The following is a 13,239-nucleotide window of genomic DNA, read 5'->3' as shown; positions in this document are numbered from 1 at the left end:
CGGCATGTACGACTACATCGTCATTGGTGCCGGCTCGGCCGGCTGCGTGCTGGCCAACCGGCTCAGCGTAGACCCTGCCTGCCGGGTGCTGCTGCTGGAAGCCGGCCCGCGCGACACCAACCCGTTCATCCACATGCCGGCCGGGTTGGCGCGGCTGGTCAACAACCGCCGCATCAACTGGAACCTGGACACCGAGGCCGAGCCCGCGCTCGGCGGCCGTCGCCTGTGGTGGCCACGCGGCAAGGTGCTGGGCGGCTCCAGCTCGATCAATGCGATGTGCTACGTGCGTGGCGTACCAGCCGACTACGATGGCTGGGAGGCCGCCGGTGCCACCGGCTGGGGCTGGGAGCAGGTGCTGCCCTGGTTCGTGCAGGGCGAGCGCAACAGCCGCGGTGCCAGCGCGCTGCACGGCGATGCCGGTCCGCTGTCGGTGTCCGACCTGCGCCACCACAACCCTCTCTCGGCTGCCTTCATCGCGGCCGCGCAGCAGGCCGGCCACGCCCATAACCCCGACTTCAATGGCCACCAGCAGCTCGGTGTGGGGCTGTACCAGGTCACCCAGCGCGAAGGCGCGCGCTGCTCGAGCGCGGACGCCTACCTGCGCCCGGCGCGCCACCGGCGCAACCTGACGGTGCTGACCGGCGCCCACGCCGTCGCGCTGAGCTTCGACGGCACCACCGCCACCGGCGTGCACTATCGGCGTGGCGGGCAGCACCTGCATGCACGCGCCGGTACCGAGGTGATCCTCAGCGCCGGCGCCATCCATTCCCCGCACCTGCTGATGCTGTCCGGCATCGGCGAGGCGGACACGTTGCGCTGCCACGGCATCACGCCGCGCGTGGACCTGCCCGGGGTCGGCCGCAACCTGCAGGACCACCTGGACATCTGCACCGTCGTGCACACCGGCCCAGGCGTCAGCTACGACCGCAGCAGCGAACTGCGCATCGCCATCGACTACTTCCTGCGTGGCCATCGCGGCGCCGGCACCAGCAACCTGGCCGAGGCCGGTGGTTTCGTGCGCTCATCGCTGGCCACCGATGCCCGCGCCGACGTGCAGTTCCATTTCGTCCCGGCAATGCTCGACAACCACGGCCGCCACCGCCTTCCCGGCGACGGCTACACCCTGCATGCGTGCCCGCTGCACCCCCGCAGCCGCGGCCGCTTGCGGCTGCGCGACGCCGACGCACGCTCAGCGCCCCGCATCCATGCCAACTACCTGGGCGATACGGGTGGCCATGACCTGAAGATGATGCTCGAATGCGCGCGCCTGGCGCGCACGATCCTGGCCCAGCCCGCCTTCGACCGTTGGCGCGGCACGCCCGTGTTTCCGTCGCACAGCAATCTAGATGACACCGCGCTCGAGGCGTTCATCCGGGCCAAGGCCGAGACCCTCTATCACCCGGTCGGCACCTGCGCGATGGGGCAGCATGCCCAGGCCGTGGTCGACCCGACCCTGCGCGTGCACGGCACCCGGCGGCTGCGGGTAGTGGACGCTTCGGTGATGCCCACCCTGATCAGCGGCAATACCAACGCGCCGACGATGATGATCGCCGAGCGGGCCGCCCACTGGATCCGGACCGCCGCGGCAGGCTGAACAGGGGTGCGCTGGCCGCCCTCCCGTGCCCGCGACCGACCGGGACCGGGATCGGTAAAACCCGCACGTTTTCAATGCGATACGCATTCATCTTCGATTCGTTTGTGCAATCACGAAAAGCGGCGCTAGAATCGGTCACAGCAGTCGCGCACGGGCACCCATACGATGAACCAGAACAACAGGCGCCGACCGATCCGTTCGGCGGCAACCGGGTTGTTGGGCATGTTGATGCCCATCGCCATGTCTTCCACCGCGCAGACCCCTGTCGCCTCGCCCGCCGCGTTGCCGGTCAACATCGAGGAGTCGGCGCCGACCGCGGCACCGCACACCCAGCCTGCAGCGTACCGCACGACCCCGGCCGGCCTGAAGGTGCAGCCGCCCGCGCCGGGCTTCAACGTCGCTTCGATCGAATCGATGGCGCAGCAGCTCACCTACGGCGAGCGCGTGCCCGGGATGGCCGTGGCCATCGTCCAGGGCGGCCGCGTGCTGAGCGCGCGCGGCTACGGCGTCACCGACGTCAACAACCCGCAGCAGGTCGATGCCCACACCGTGTTCCGCCTTGCCTCGCTGTCCAAGGCCTTCGCCGGCACGATGGCCGGACTGCTGGTCAACGACGGCACGCTGCGCTGGGACAGCAAGGTCACCGACTACGTGCCCGGCTTCCAGCTCAGCACGCCCGAGGCGACCGAGCGCCTGACCGTGGCCGATCTGCTCAGCCATCGCGTCGGCCTGCCCTACAACGCCTACGACCGCGACGTTGAAGCCAACGCCGAGTACTACACCCTCACCCACAAGCTGGCCGCCACCTCGCTCAAGTGCCTGCCCGGCGACTGCTATGCGTACCAGAACGTGGCCTTCAGCCTGATCGGCGATGTCGTCTACGCCGCCTCCGGCAGCTTCTACGAACAGTCCGTCGAGCGCCGCCTGTTCAAGCCGCTCGGCATGGACGATGCCAGCCTCGGCCTGGCCGGCATCCAGGCCAGCTCGCGCTGGGCCCGCCCGCACGTGCGCAGCCGCAACGGCTGGGTCGCGCTCACGCCCAAGCCGACGTATTACCGCCTTGCTCCGGCCGCCGGCGTCAACGCCAGTGCCAGCGACATGGCGCAGTGGTTGCTGGCCCACACCGGCCACCGCCCTGACGTGCTGCCGGCCCCCTTGCTGGCCACGCTGCACGCCAGCCTGATCAGCACCCCCGGCGAAATGCGCTCGGGCTGGCGCCGCGAGCGCCTCAACTCGGCCGGCTACGCCCTCGGCTGGCGCACCTTCGATTACGCCGGCCACGAAGTGATCTTCCATGCCGGTGCCGTCCAGGGCTATCGCGGCCTGGTCGCCCTCGTGCCGGAACGTGACCTCGGCATCGCCATCATGTGGAACGGCGAGAGCAGCCTGCCCAGCGGCCTGCTGCCGACCGTGCTCGACCAGGCGATGGGCCTGCCGACCCAGCGCTGGCTGGACGTGGACACCGATTTCGGCAGCGACAACCTCATGGCCGAAGACGCCGCCACGCAGGGCAAGCGCAAGGGCGTCTCGTCAAACCGCGCCGTCGCCTCCCCGCGCTGATCCGCGCGCACAGTGGCATCGAAAAAGGCGGCCGGATGGCCGCCTTTTTCATGGTTTCTGTTTGCCTTGCCCATAAAAAAACTCCTTCCCCGCTGGGCTGCCAGGGAAGGAGTCTCAGGTACGGCTATCGGGAAAAACTCAGATCAGCGGTGCCGGGGTTGCCGGCAGAGCGACCGGTGCGGCCTTCTTCTTGCGAACGGCCGGCTTGCGCTTTGCAACCTTCTTCACCGCCTTCTTCGCCGATGCCTTCTTGGCCGGAGCCTTGCGGGCAGTTGCCTTCTTGGCGGTGGCCTTCTTGGCTACCTTGCGGGTGGCCTTCTTGGCGGTCTTCTTGGCAGCCTTCTTCGGAGCGGCTTTCTTGGCTACCTTGCGGGTCGCCTTCTTGGCCGTCTTCTTTACCGCCTTTTTCGCGGTCTTCTTGGTGGCTGCCTTCTTTGCAGTCTTCTTGGCGGCCTTCTTCGCCGTCTTCTTCACTGCCTTCTTCGCGGTCTTCTTGGTCGCAGCCTTCTTTGCCGTCTTCTTCACGGCCTTCTTCGCCGTCTTCTTCACGGCTGCCTTGCGGGCGGTCGCCTTCTTGGCCGCCTTCTTCACCGTCTTCTTGGCAGCAGCTTTCTTGGCTACCTTCTTGACGGCCTTCTTGGCAGTGGCCTTCTTAGCGACCTTCTTGGCTGCCTTTTTGGCGGCCGGCTTTTTCTTCGCAGCTTTCTTGGTTGCCATGGGATGGCTCCTCGTCAGTGATCTATGGAGTGGAAACGCCCAGGTAAAGCAAACCCGCCGTTGCTGCGTTGCGGGGACCGCCGTCGCGTCATGCGCGTCGTGACGGATACGGTGACACCCGCCGCATGTGGCCAGGCAGGTATCGAAGAGGAAAGGAACTTGCGGTTCGCCGGGGGAAGCGAAGCCATCTCCACCGTCATGGAACGCGAGGTGGATGTCCAGGTTGTGCTTCGCGACTTGATGTCGATTCTGCTCACTCTGTTCGCAGGCAAGGTCTGCTGAGGCGAAACCTAATCACGCTTTTTTTGACTGTCAACAACCCCGGCGAAAAATTTTCACACCGGCGCCTTGCCTCGCCCCCCTCGCTGCGCCCGCCTGCGACCTGCCGAACGCACGCTGCCGCCGCCGGCGCGAACGCCCTACGCCCGCACACGCTGACAGCACTGAAAAGAAAAACACTTAAAAGAAGCACTTTCGTGTCGCGACATCGCAACATCGCGGTGCATGCCATTGCGTGCCCGCGCGTGCAGCCTGCTCGACCACGCACCTCGCCAGCCTCCCCGTGCGCCCCTTAAACAGACCGGAAAACTTTTCACATCTGCGCGCACTTTTTTCGACCCGATTCGCGCAACTGCGCAAACTTTTGACCGCCCTGGCACCGGCGCGTCCGTCCGCGATGATCGACTTCGAGCGTCCGTGCGCGTCCATATCGATGCCACATCGGTGCGCGATCGGGTGCGCGGCGCGGACCAGATCACCGGCATGCATCGGCACCGAACCGATCGTCATGAGCCCGTGGTCGCGATCGCGTGCCGCCGCGCGCGCACTGCAATCCTCACGTACTGCTAACGCCGTTCGCGCGCGCCCGGCGAACGGGCAAAAAAAACGGCCGCACCAGGCGGCCGTTCTTCAGCGGCGGCGACGATCAGTGATCGTCGTTTTCCAGCAGCTCGGCGTAGTCGTCCGGACCCAGCAGGTCGTTGACTTCTTCCAGGCCGGCCACTTCGACGACATAGATCCAGCCCTCGCCGTAGGCGTCTTCGTTGATGGTTTCCGGCTTGTCGTTCAGGGCCGAATTGACCTCGACCACCGTGCCGGTGATCGGGCTGTACACGTCCGAGGCGGCCTTGACCGACTCGACCACGGCAGCCTGCTCGCCGGCCTTGACCTCCTGGCCAACCTCCGGCAGTTCAACGTAGACCAGGTCGCCGAGCAGGCCCTGGGCGTGGTCGGAAATACCGACGGTGACGCGGCCATTGCCTTCAACGCGCGCCCACTCGTGGGACTTGAGGAATTTGAGGTCGCCGGGGATCTCGCTCATGGGACTGCTCCGAGGAATATCAGGGGGGTCAAGAAACGGGGGTAGTGTAACCAACCGGCGCGGATGCGGAGGCATCCGCACCGGGTAAAGCACGGCATCAGCCGTCGATCAGCACACCGGGCTGGGGCTGGCCTTCGCGCACGAACGGGAACTTCACCACGCGCACCGGAACCTGCTTGCCGCGGATATCCACGCGGACCTCGCCCAGTTCGCCGCCAGGCACGCGGGCGAACGCGATGCCCTTGCCCAGGGTCGGCGAGAAGGTGCCGGACAGGATCTCGCCCTCGCCGCCGGCGGTGAGTACCACCTGGCCGTGGCGCAGTACACCCTTCTCGTCCATCACCAGGCCGATCAGCTGGCGGGCGTTGCCGGCCGCCTTCTGCGCTTCGAGCACGTCGCGACCGATGAAGTCGCGACCTTCGTCCAGCGCCACGGTCCAGGCCAGGCCGGCTTCGTACGGGGTGATCTCTTCGTCCATGTCCTGGCCGTAGAGGTTCATGCCGGCTTCCAGGCGCAGCGTGTCGCGCGCACCCAGGCCAGCCGGACGCACGCCGGCGGCGCTCAGGGCATTCCAGAAGGCGACCACGGCGCTCTGCGGCAACAGGATCTCGAAACCATCCTCACCGGTGTACCCGGTGCGGGCCACGAACAGCGCGGTGCCATCGGCGGTGGTGGTTTCCAGCGCGGCGAAACGGCCCAGCTTCTCCAGCGCGGCGCGGTCGCCCTCGCCGAGCAGGCTGATCACGCGCTCGCGCGCGGTCGGCCCCTGCACCGCGATGATGGCCAGGTCTTCGCGCTCGATGACCTCCACGTTGAATGCCGCGGCCTGCTGGCGGATCCAGGCCAGGTCCTTTTCGCGGGTGGAGGCGTTGACCACCATGCGGAAGAAATCGTCGGCCATGTAGTAGACGATCAGGTCGTCGATCACGCCGCCGCGGGCATTGAGCATGCACGAGTACAGTGCCTTGCCGGTGGCCTTGAGCTTGTCCACCGAGTTGGCCAGCAGCGTGCGCAGGAACGGCTTGACCTGGTCACCGCGCAGGTCGACCACGGTCATGTGGCTGACGTCGAACATGCCGGCGTCGCTGCGCACCAGATGGTGCTCGTCCAGCTGCGAACCGTAATGAATGGGCATGTCCCAGCCACCGAAATCGACCATCTTGGCGCCGAGTGCGCGGTGGGTATCGTTGAGAAGCGTCTTCTGGGTCATGACCGGTTCCGGGGGAATGAAGGCAAGACATCCATTATCCCAGAACCGTCTTCACAACGCCTGCGGCGGTGCGGGAAAACCGCGGATCAGGCCTGCTGCACCTTCAGCGTCATCCCTTCCACCGCCACCACCCGTACCGGGCTGCCGGCGGGCAGGTCGGGACCTGCGACAACCCAGAAGGCATCGTCCACCTTGGCCCGGCCCTTGCCGGCGATGATGGCCTGGTCGAGCACGACCACCCGCCCGATCAGCTGTTCGGCGCGGCGGTTCAACAGCGGCTGGTCGCTCCGGCGATCGTGCGACCGGCCCCAGCGGCGGTAGCACTGGATCGAGACCACGCTGAGCACCACGAACGCGACCACCTGCCACAGCAGCGGGATCTCGGCGAACACCGCCACCAGCACGAACACCGCAGCCGCACCGATCCCGATCCACAACATGAAGGCACCGGGCGCGAGCGCCTCGGCGGCGAACAGCACCAGTGCCAGCGCGCCCCAGGCCACCACTTCCCAGCGCATGTCAGCCTCCGATCCGCGGCGGGACGCCGCGCGTGGCTTTCTTCTCTTCCTGCTTGGCGAACGCTTCGCGTGCCAGCTCGGCGACGCCGGCGATCGAGCCGATCACCCCGCTTGCCTCCATCGGCATCAGCACCAGCTTCTGGTTGGGCGAGGTCGCCAGTTCCTTGAAGGCTTCCACGTACTTCTGCGCGATGAAGTAGTTGATCGCCTGCACGTCGCCCTGGGCGATCGCCTCGGACACCATCGTGGTGGCCTTGGCTTCGGCCTCGGCCAGGCGTTCGCGCGCTTCGGCATCGCGGAAGGCGGCCTCCTTGCGTCCCTCGGCCTCGAGCACCGTGGCCTGCTTTTCGCCCTCGGCGCGCAGGATCTCGGACTGGCGCGAACCCTCGGCTTCCAGGATCTGCGCGCGCTTCTCGCGTTCGGCCTTCATCTGCCGCGCCATCGCATCAAGCAGGTCGCGCGGCGGCTGGATGTCGCGGATTTCGATGCGGTTGACCTTCACGCCCCACGGGTTGGTGGCATGGTCGACCACGCTCAGCAGCTGGGCGTTGATCACTTCGCGCTGGCTGAGCGATTCATCCAGGTCCATCGAGCCGATCACGGTACGGATGTTGGTCTGCACCAGGGCGATCATCGCCACCTCCAGGTTGGCGACCTCGTAGGCGGCCTTGGCGGCATCGAGCACCTGGAAAAACACCACGCCATCCACGCGCACGGCAGCGTTGTCCTTGGTGATCACTTCCTGGCTGGGCACATCCAGCACCTGCTCCATCATGTTCACCTTGCGCCCCACGCCGTAGACGATCGGGATCAGGAAATGCAGGCCCGGCGACATGGTGTGGGTGTAGCGGCCGAAGCGCTCCACGGTCCATTCGTAGCCCTGCGGCACCATGCGCACGGCCTTGAACAGGATGACAACGGCCACGAAGGCCAGCACCAGCGAGAACAGCATGGTCGGAAACATCAGGTCACTCCCTTTCCCCGGATTCGTAGCACCGAGTATAGCCACGCTGCCTTCACGCCGGCATCGGGGTGCCTGACGCGCCGCAGGTCAGGATCAGGCGCTGCGCGGGGCGAACATGATCACCATCATCCCGGCCAGGCACAGGCCGACGCCCAGCAGGTCCCAGCGGCTGGGGCGGATGCCGTCCACCAGCCACAACCACATCAGCGCGGTGCCGATGTAGACCCCGCCATAGGCCGCATAGACACGGCCGCTGGCGGCCGGGTGCAGGGTCAGCAGCCAGGCGAACACTGCCAGGCTGGCAGCGGCCGGCAGCAGTAGCCACGCGCTGCCCTCCCTGCGCAGCCACAGCCAGGGCAGGTAACACCCGACAATCTCGGCCACGGCGGTCAGCACGAACAGCAGCAGCGTTTTCACGGCTTGGGCTCGTCCGCCTTGGCCTGCTGCCAGAGGGCTTCCTGCGCGTCCAGATCGAGCGCGGCCATGGTCTGCCCGGCCGCGTGGGCCTGGGCTTCCATCGCGCGGAAGCGGCGCTCGAACTTCTGGTTGGCCTGGCGCAGTGCGGCGCCGACATCGACCTTGGCGTGGCGGGCCAGATTGGCGCAGACGAACAGCAGGTCGCCGAGTTCTTCCTGCAGGCGCGCGTGGTTTTCCTCGACCGGGCCGCGCGCGAATTCAGCGGCGACCTCGTCCAGTTCCTCCCGTACTTTATCCATCACCGGCGCCGGGCCCGGCCAGTCGAAACCGACCCGCGCCGCACGCGCCTGCAGCTTCACCGCCCGCTGCCATTCCGGCAGGCCGCGCGAGATCCCGGCCAGCGCCGAGGTATCGGTGTGGCCCTTGGCGGCGCGCTCGGCGCCTTTGATCGCCTCCCAGTTGCTGTTGACGTCCTCCGCGCCGTTCACCTGGACCTGGGCGAACACATGCGGATGGCGACGCTCCATCTTGTCGCTGATCGCGCGGGCGACGTCGGCAAACCCGAATGCGCCCTGCTCCTGCGCCATCTGCGCATGGAAGACCACCTGGAGCAGCAGGTCGCCGAGTTCATCCTTCAGGTCATCCAGGTCACCCCGGTCGATCGCATCGGCGACCTCGTAGGCTTCCTCGATGGTGTACGGGGCGATGCTGGCGAAATCCTGCTGCAGGTCCCAGGGGCAGCCCTGCTGCGGGTCGCGCAGGCGCGCCATGATGCCCAGCAGGCGGTCCAGTTCGGGGGTGGCAGGCATCATTGCTCCAATCAGGTCAGGCGGACAGCCACTCGCGCCACGGCAGGCGGGTATCGCCCAGCGCGATGAAGTCACCGTTCAAGAGGGTCTCGCGGCGGTTGTAGCGGAACGGCTTGCCGGTCTCGGCCGAGAGCACCGCGCCACCGGCGGCATGCAGTACGCACTGACCGGCGGCGGTGTCCCATTCGGACGTCGGGCCCAGACGCGGGTAGACGTCCAGCGTGCCCTCGGCCAGCCGGCAGAATTTGAGCGAGGAGCCCTGTGCGAGCACCTCGATATCGCCCATGCGGTCCAGCAGCGCCTGGGTCTGCTCGCTGCGATGCGAGCGGCTGGCGGCGACCCGCAGCGGCGCCGAGGCCGGCGTGCGGGTGCGCAGTACCGAATCGCGCATGCCGTCGCGGCGATAGGCCAGCTCGCCGCGCATGGCGTGCCAGACCTGGCCGGTGGCCGGGGCCAGCACCACGCCGAAGACGGGTGCGCCCTGGTAGATCAGCGCGATGTTGACGCTGAACTCGTCGTTGCGCTTGACGAATTCGCGGGTGCCGTCGAGCGGATCGACCAGCCAGTACGACCCCCAGTGCTGGCGGACCTCCCACGGTACCTGCGCCGATTCTTCGGAGAGGATCGGCAGGTCCGGGGTCAGCTGCGCCAGCCCGCGCTCGATCACCTGGTTGGCGCCGAGGTCGGCGGCGGTGACCGGACTGTGGTCGGACTTGATCTCCACATCGAACGGGGTGGCGTAGACGGCCATGATGGCGGCGGCCGCGTCCTGGGCGATGGCGATGACGGTTTCGCGCAGATCCGTCGTGAGTTTGATCATTCCTTCCGTCCCAGCCACTCGCGCGCGATGAACAGCGCCGCCAGCGATCGGCCCTCGGAGAAGTCCTCGCGCAGCATCAACTGGTCCAGGTCGGCCAGCTTCCACGGCACGACTTCCAGTTCCTCCGGCTCGTCGCCGGCCAGGCGCTCGGGGTACAGATCGCGCGCCACCACCAGCCACGACTGGTGGCTCATGTAGGTCGGCGCCAGGGTCATTGCGCGCAGCACATCGACCCGACGGGCACCGTAACCGGCCTCTTCCTTCAATTCGCGGTCGGCCGCCTGTTCGGGCGTCTCGCCGGCATCGATGCGCCCTTTCACCAGGCCCAGCTCGTAGCGATGCATGCCGGCGGCGTATTCACGCACCAGCAGCACGGTCTCGTCGTCGAGCATCGGCACCACCACCACGGCGCCATGGCCGCGGGTCACCAGCCGTTCGAAGCGGCGGCGTTCGCCATTGGAGAATTCCAGATCCAGATGCTGGCGCTGGAACGGCCCGCTTTCCTCGTCCGTGATCTGGTGGATGATGGGCAGGCGACGGCTCATGCGAGCATCTCTAGAATGGGTACTGGTGAAAACGTGTTCATGAGCCCGAAATGCTAGCAGACCCAGCCCCCCTCACGCTGGCCGATCAGTGGCGGCAACGCGATCTGGCCGTGCTGTGGCACCCGTGCACGCAGATGCGCGAGCACCCCGACACCCTGCCCCTGCTGCCGATCGCCCGTGGCGAAGGCCCGTGGTTGATCGACCACGACGGCCATCGTTATCTGGATGCGGTGAGCAGTTGGTGGACCAATCTGTTCGGCCATGCGCAGCCGCGCATCGGCGCGGCCATCGCCCAGCAGGCCACGCAGCTGGAACAGGTGATGCTGGCCGGCTTCAGCCATGCGCCGGCGGTGCGGCTGGCCGAGCGCCTGCTGGCGATCGCGCCACGCCAGGCCGGGCGTGATCCGCTGGCCAAGGTGTTCTATGCCGACAACGGTTCGGCCGGGGTGGAAGTGGCGCTGAAGATGGCCTTCCACTATTTCCGCAACCGCGGGGAGAACCACCGCACGCGCTTCGTGGCATTGGAGAACGGCTACCACGGCGAAACCCTGGGTGCGCTGTCGGTCGGCGACATCCCGCTGTACCGGCGGGTATACGCGCCGCTGCTGACCGAGGCACTGTTCGCGCCCTCGCCCGACGCCTACCTGGCCGAACCCGGCCAGAGTGCGGCGCAGCGTGCGCACCAGGCGGCCGATGCGCTGGCCACGCTGTTCGACCAGCACCCGGGCGAGATCTGCGCGGTGATCCTGGAGCCGCGCCTGCAGTGCGCCGGCGGCATGCGCATGCATGACCCGGTCTATCTGCAGCGTGCGCGTGCGTTGTGCGATGCCAACGGTGCGTTCCTGATCGCCGATGAAATCGCCACCGGTTTCGGCCGCACCGGCACGATGTTCGCCTGCGAACAGGCCGGGGTGATGCCCGACCTGCTGTGCCTGTCCAAGGGCCTGACCGGCGGCTTCCTGCCGCTCTCGGCGGTGCTGGCCACGCAGGCGCTGTACGACGCCTTCCTCGACGATTCGCGCGAGCGCGCGTTCCTGCATTCGCACAGTTACACCGGCAATCCACTGGCCTGCGCCGCTGCGCTGGCGACGCTGGACATCTTCGCCGGCGAGGACGTGATCGCCCGCAACCGCAGCACCGCTGAAGTGATGCGCACCCTGGCCGCACCGTTCGCCGACCACGCGCATGTCGCCGATGTGCGCCAGGCCGGGATGGTGGTGGCATTCGAACTGACCCGCAACGGCGACAAGCGTACGCCGTTCCCGGCCGAGGCCAGAATCGGGCTGCACGCCTACAAGGCCGCGCTCAAGCGCGGCGTGGTGCTGCGCCCACTGGGCAATGTGCTGTATTGGATGCCGCCGTACTGCGTGGAGGACGACCATCTGGATCTGCTTGCACTGACCACCCTGGCTGCCATCGACGAGGCCGTCGCATGCGCGTGACCCGGAGCTACATCGATCATCCGCTGACTGTCGGCCAGACCCTGTCGCTGCCCGAGGATGCGGCCAACCATCTGGTCCGCGTGATGCGCCTGCGCGAAGGCGATGGCTGCGTGCTGTTCAACGGTGATGGCCAGGACTACAGCGCGACCCTGGTGGTGGTGGGCAAGCGCGATGCGCAGGTGCGCATCGAGGCCGCCACCGCGCTGGACAACGAATCGCCGTTGCACATCACCCTGCTGCAGGGCATCGCCCGTGGCGAGAAGATGGACCTGATCCTGCAGAAGGCCACCGAACTGGGCGTGCAGGCCTTCGTGCCGGTCAATGCCGAGCGCACGGAAGTGAAGCTTGACGCGGCCCGCGCCGAGAAGCGCCTGGCGCACTGGCACAGCGTGGTGGTCTCGGCCTGTGGCCAATCCGGCCGCGCGCGCGTGCCAAGCGTGGTCGCGCCGCGATCGCTGCAGGACGCCGCCAACGCGATGCCGGCCGAGGCGTTGAAGCTGACCCTGGATCCACAGGGCGAGCATCGTCTGTCGACACTCTCGGCCGCACCGGACGGCGTGGTGATCGCGATCGGCCCGGAAGGCGGCTGGTCGCCGCGCGACCGCCAGGCGCTGGCCGCGGCGGGCTTCCAGGGATTGCAGTTGGGCCCGCGCGTGCTGCGTACCGAGACCGCAGGGCTGGCGGCGATTGCGGCGGTGCAGGCACGCCTGGGCGATCTGGGCTGACGATCGCGCTTGCCTGACGCCTCAGCCCCCTTGATTCATCGGGAGCGATTGCGCCCTTGAGTCCAGGGGGCACGCCGACAGGCGCGGGGACACTTCACCCCGCGACCGGGAAAGATTCGTCCAGCGCCGCTTCCAGGGCGTCCAGGTCCGGCAGCAGCGCACTCTGCTCACCCAGCAGCACGCGCATGTGTACGCCCTGCGGCAGGGTTTCTTCGGACGCGTCGGCGAGCAGGCCGTCGCGCGGCACCGCGATCAGCTGCGGGAACGTCTGGGTCAGCAGGGCGAAGTACGGGCGGCGCGGATTGCCGCCCAGTGCCTTGAGCACGACCACCTTGTTGTTGGTCACCACCGGCTCGTCGCCCTGCCCGGACAACCGGGCAAAGGACAGCAGCGGCACGTCCCAGCCGTGCCAGGCGATCTGCCCGACCAGCCAGGCCGGTGCGTCGGGCACGGTTTCGACCGGCACCTTGGACATCATTTCGGCGACGGTGGCATTGGGCAGCAGCACGCGTTCGTGCCCGGCCTGGATCAGGACACCGCGGATTTCGTCGTTGCTGGCGTAGCTCATGGAGATTCCTTCAAGGGTGCGTCGGCGCG

At 67.4% G+C, this 13,239-nt stretch carries 14 protein-coding genes and 1 pseudogene; 6 read left to right on the top strand and 9 right to left on the bottom strand.

The genetic code is table 11. The annotated features are described in order from the left end of the window. Positions 1-4 precede the first annotated feature (4 nt). The 4 genes and pseudogenes from NJD74_RS01465 to NJD74_RS01450 all read left to right on the top strand — a co-directional run bounded on the left by NJD74_RS01465 (position 5) and on the right by NJD74_RS01450 (position 4,153). Complete coding sequence (locus tag NJD74_RS01465) at positions 5-1,594, top strand: choline dehydrogenase (protein ID WP_070471325.1); 1,590 nt, start codon at positions 5-7, stop codon at positions 1,592-1,594. 165 nt (positions 1,595-1,759) lie between these two features. Then, the gene (locus tag NJD74_RS01460; RefSeq protein ID WP_070471323.1) at positions 1,760-3,154 is read left to right on the top strand and encodes a serine hydrolase domain-containing protein; all 1,395 of its coding nucleotides are present in this window, start codon (positions 1,760-1,762) and stop codon (positions 3,152-3,154) included. 262 nt (positions 3,155-3,416) lie between these two features. Beyond that, positions 3,417-3,872 (top strand): annotated as a pseudogene (locus NJD74_RS01455) (hypothetical protein); the annotation flags it as partial. Positions 3,873-3,961: 89 nt separating this feature from the next. Continuing rightward, positions 3,962-4,153, top strand: coding sequence for a hypothetical protein (locus NJD74_RS01450; protein WP_319623509.1), 192 nt, complete (start codon positions 3,962-3,964; stop codon positions 4,151-4,153). Positions 4,154-4,796: 643 nt separating this feature from the next. On the opposite strand, the gene gcvH is transcribed toward NJD74_RS01450, so the two are convergent. From gcvH to nudE, 8 genes are all read right to left on the bottom strand, one after another. After that, a complete protein-coding gene (gene gcvH, locus NJD74_RS01445; RefSeq protein WP_319623508.1) occupies positions 4,797-5,192 on the bottom strand; it encodes a glycine cleavage system protein GcvH in 396 nt (131 codons plus the stop codon). A gap of 97 nt (positions 5,193-5,289) precedes the next feature. Continuing rightward, a complete protein-coding gene (gene gcvT / locus NJD74_RS01440) occupies positions 5,290-6,402 on the bottom strand; it encodes a glycine cleavage system aminomethyltransferase GcvT (RefSeq protein ID WP_019185124.1) in 1,113 nt (370 codons plus the stop codon). Positions 6,403-6,488: 86 nt separating this feature from the next. Next, complete coding sequence (locus tag NJD74_RS01435) at positions 6,489-6,920, bottom strand: NfeD family protein (RefSeq protein WP_070471316.1); 432 nt, start codon at positions 6,918-6,920, stop codon at positions 6,489-6,491. 1 nt (position 6,921) lies between these two features. Beyond that, complete coding sequence (locus tag NJD74_RS01430) at positions 6,922-7,884, bottom strand: SPFH domain-containing protein (protein WP_046272684.1); 963 nt, start codon at positions 7,882-7,884, stop codon at positions 6,922-6,924. 93 nt (positions 7,885-7,977) lie between these two features. Continuing rightward, positions 7,978-8,301 carry a YnfA family protein gene (locus NJD74_RS01425; RefSeq protein WP_070425742.1) on the bottom strand — a complete coding sequence of 108 codons (324 nt, stop codon included), beginning with the start codon at positions 8,299-8,301 and terminating at the stop codon, positions 7,978-7,980. Next, a complete protein-coding gene (gene mazG, locus NJD74_RS01420) occupies positions 8,298-9,110 on the bottom strand; it encodes a nucleoside triphosphate pyrophosphohydrolase (protein ID WP_319623507.1) in 813 nt (270 codons plus the stop codon). Before mazG ends, NJD74_RS01425 begins: the two co-directional genes overlap by 4 nt. Before the next feature lie 16 nt (positions 9,111-9,126). Beyond that, on the bottom strand, positions 9,127-9,930 hold the full coding sequence (gene cysQ / locus NJD74_RS01415) for a 3'(2'),5'-bisphosphate nucleotidase CysQ (RefSeq protein WP_319623506.1): 804 nt from the start codon (positions 9,928-9,930) through the stop codon (positions 9,127-9,129). Further along, complete coding sequence (gene nudE / locus NJD74_RS01410) at positions 9,927-10,475, bottom strand: ADP compounds hydrolase NudE (protein ID WP_019185130.1); 549 nt, start codon at positions 10,473-10,475, stop codon at positions 9,927-9,929. The genes cysQ and nudE overlap by 4 nt, the downstream gene beginning before the upstream one ends. Before the next feature lie 50 nt (positions 10,476-10,525). On the opposite strand from nudE, the gene bioA reads away from it, so the two are divergent. Both bioA and NJD74_RS01400 read left to right on the top strand, forming a co-directional pair. Continuing rightward, positions 10,526-11,917 carry an adenosylmethionine--8-amino-7-oxononanoate transaminase gene (gene bioA / locus NJD74_RS01405; RefSeq protein ID WP_046272683.1) on the top strand — a complete coding sequence of 464 codons (1,392 nt, stop codon included), beginning with the start codon at positions 10,526-10,528 and terminating at the stop codon, positions 11,915-11,917. Next, the gene (locus tag NJD74_RS01400; RefSeq protein WP_102788146.1) at positions 11,908-12,642 is read left to right on the top strand and encodes a 16S rRNA (uracil(1498)-N(3))-methyltransferase; all 735 of its coding nucleotides are present in this window, start codon (positions 11,908-11,910) and stop codon (positions 12,640-12,642) included. The genes bioA and NJD74_RS01400 overlap by 10 nt, the downstream gene beginning before the upstream one ends. A gap of 94 nt (positions 12,643-12,736) precedes the next feature. On the opposite strand, the gene NJD74_RS01395 is transcribed toward NJD74_RS01400, so the two are convergent. Then, positions 12,737-13,210 carry a chemotaxis protein CheW gene (locus NJD74_RS01395; protein WP_019185133.1) on the bottom strand — a complete coding sequence of 158 codons (474 nt, stop codon included), beginning with the start codon at positions 13,208-13,210 and terminating at the stop codon, positions 12,737-12,739. Positions 13,211-13,239 lie beyond the last annotated feature (29 nt).

Origin of the sequence: Stenotrophomonas sp. RG-453, from assembly GCF_033843685.1 — a bacterium.
In the GTDB taxonomy this organism is placed as follows: Bacteria; Pseudomonadota; Gammaproteobacteria; order Xanthomonadales; family Xanthomonadaceae; genus Stenotrophomonas; species Stenotrophomonas bentonitica_A.
The sequence above is the reverse complement of the archived record's forward strand: the minus strand, read 5'-3'. Positions and strand labels throughout refer to the sequence as shown.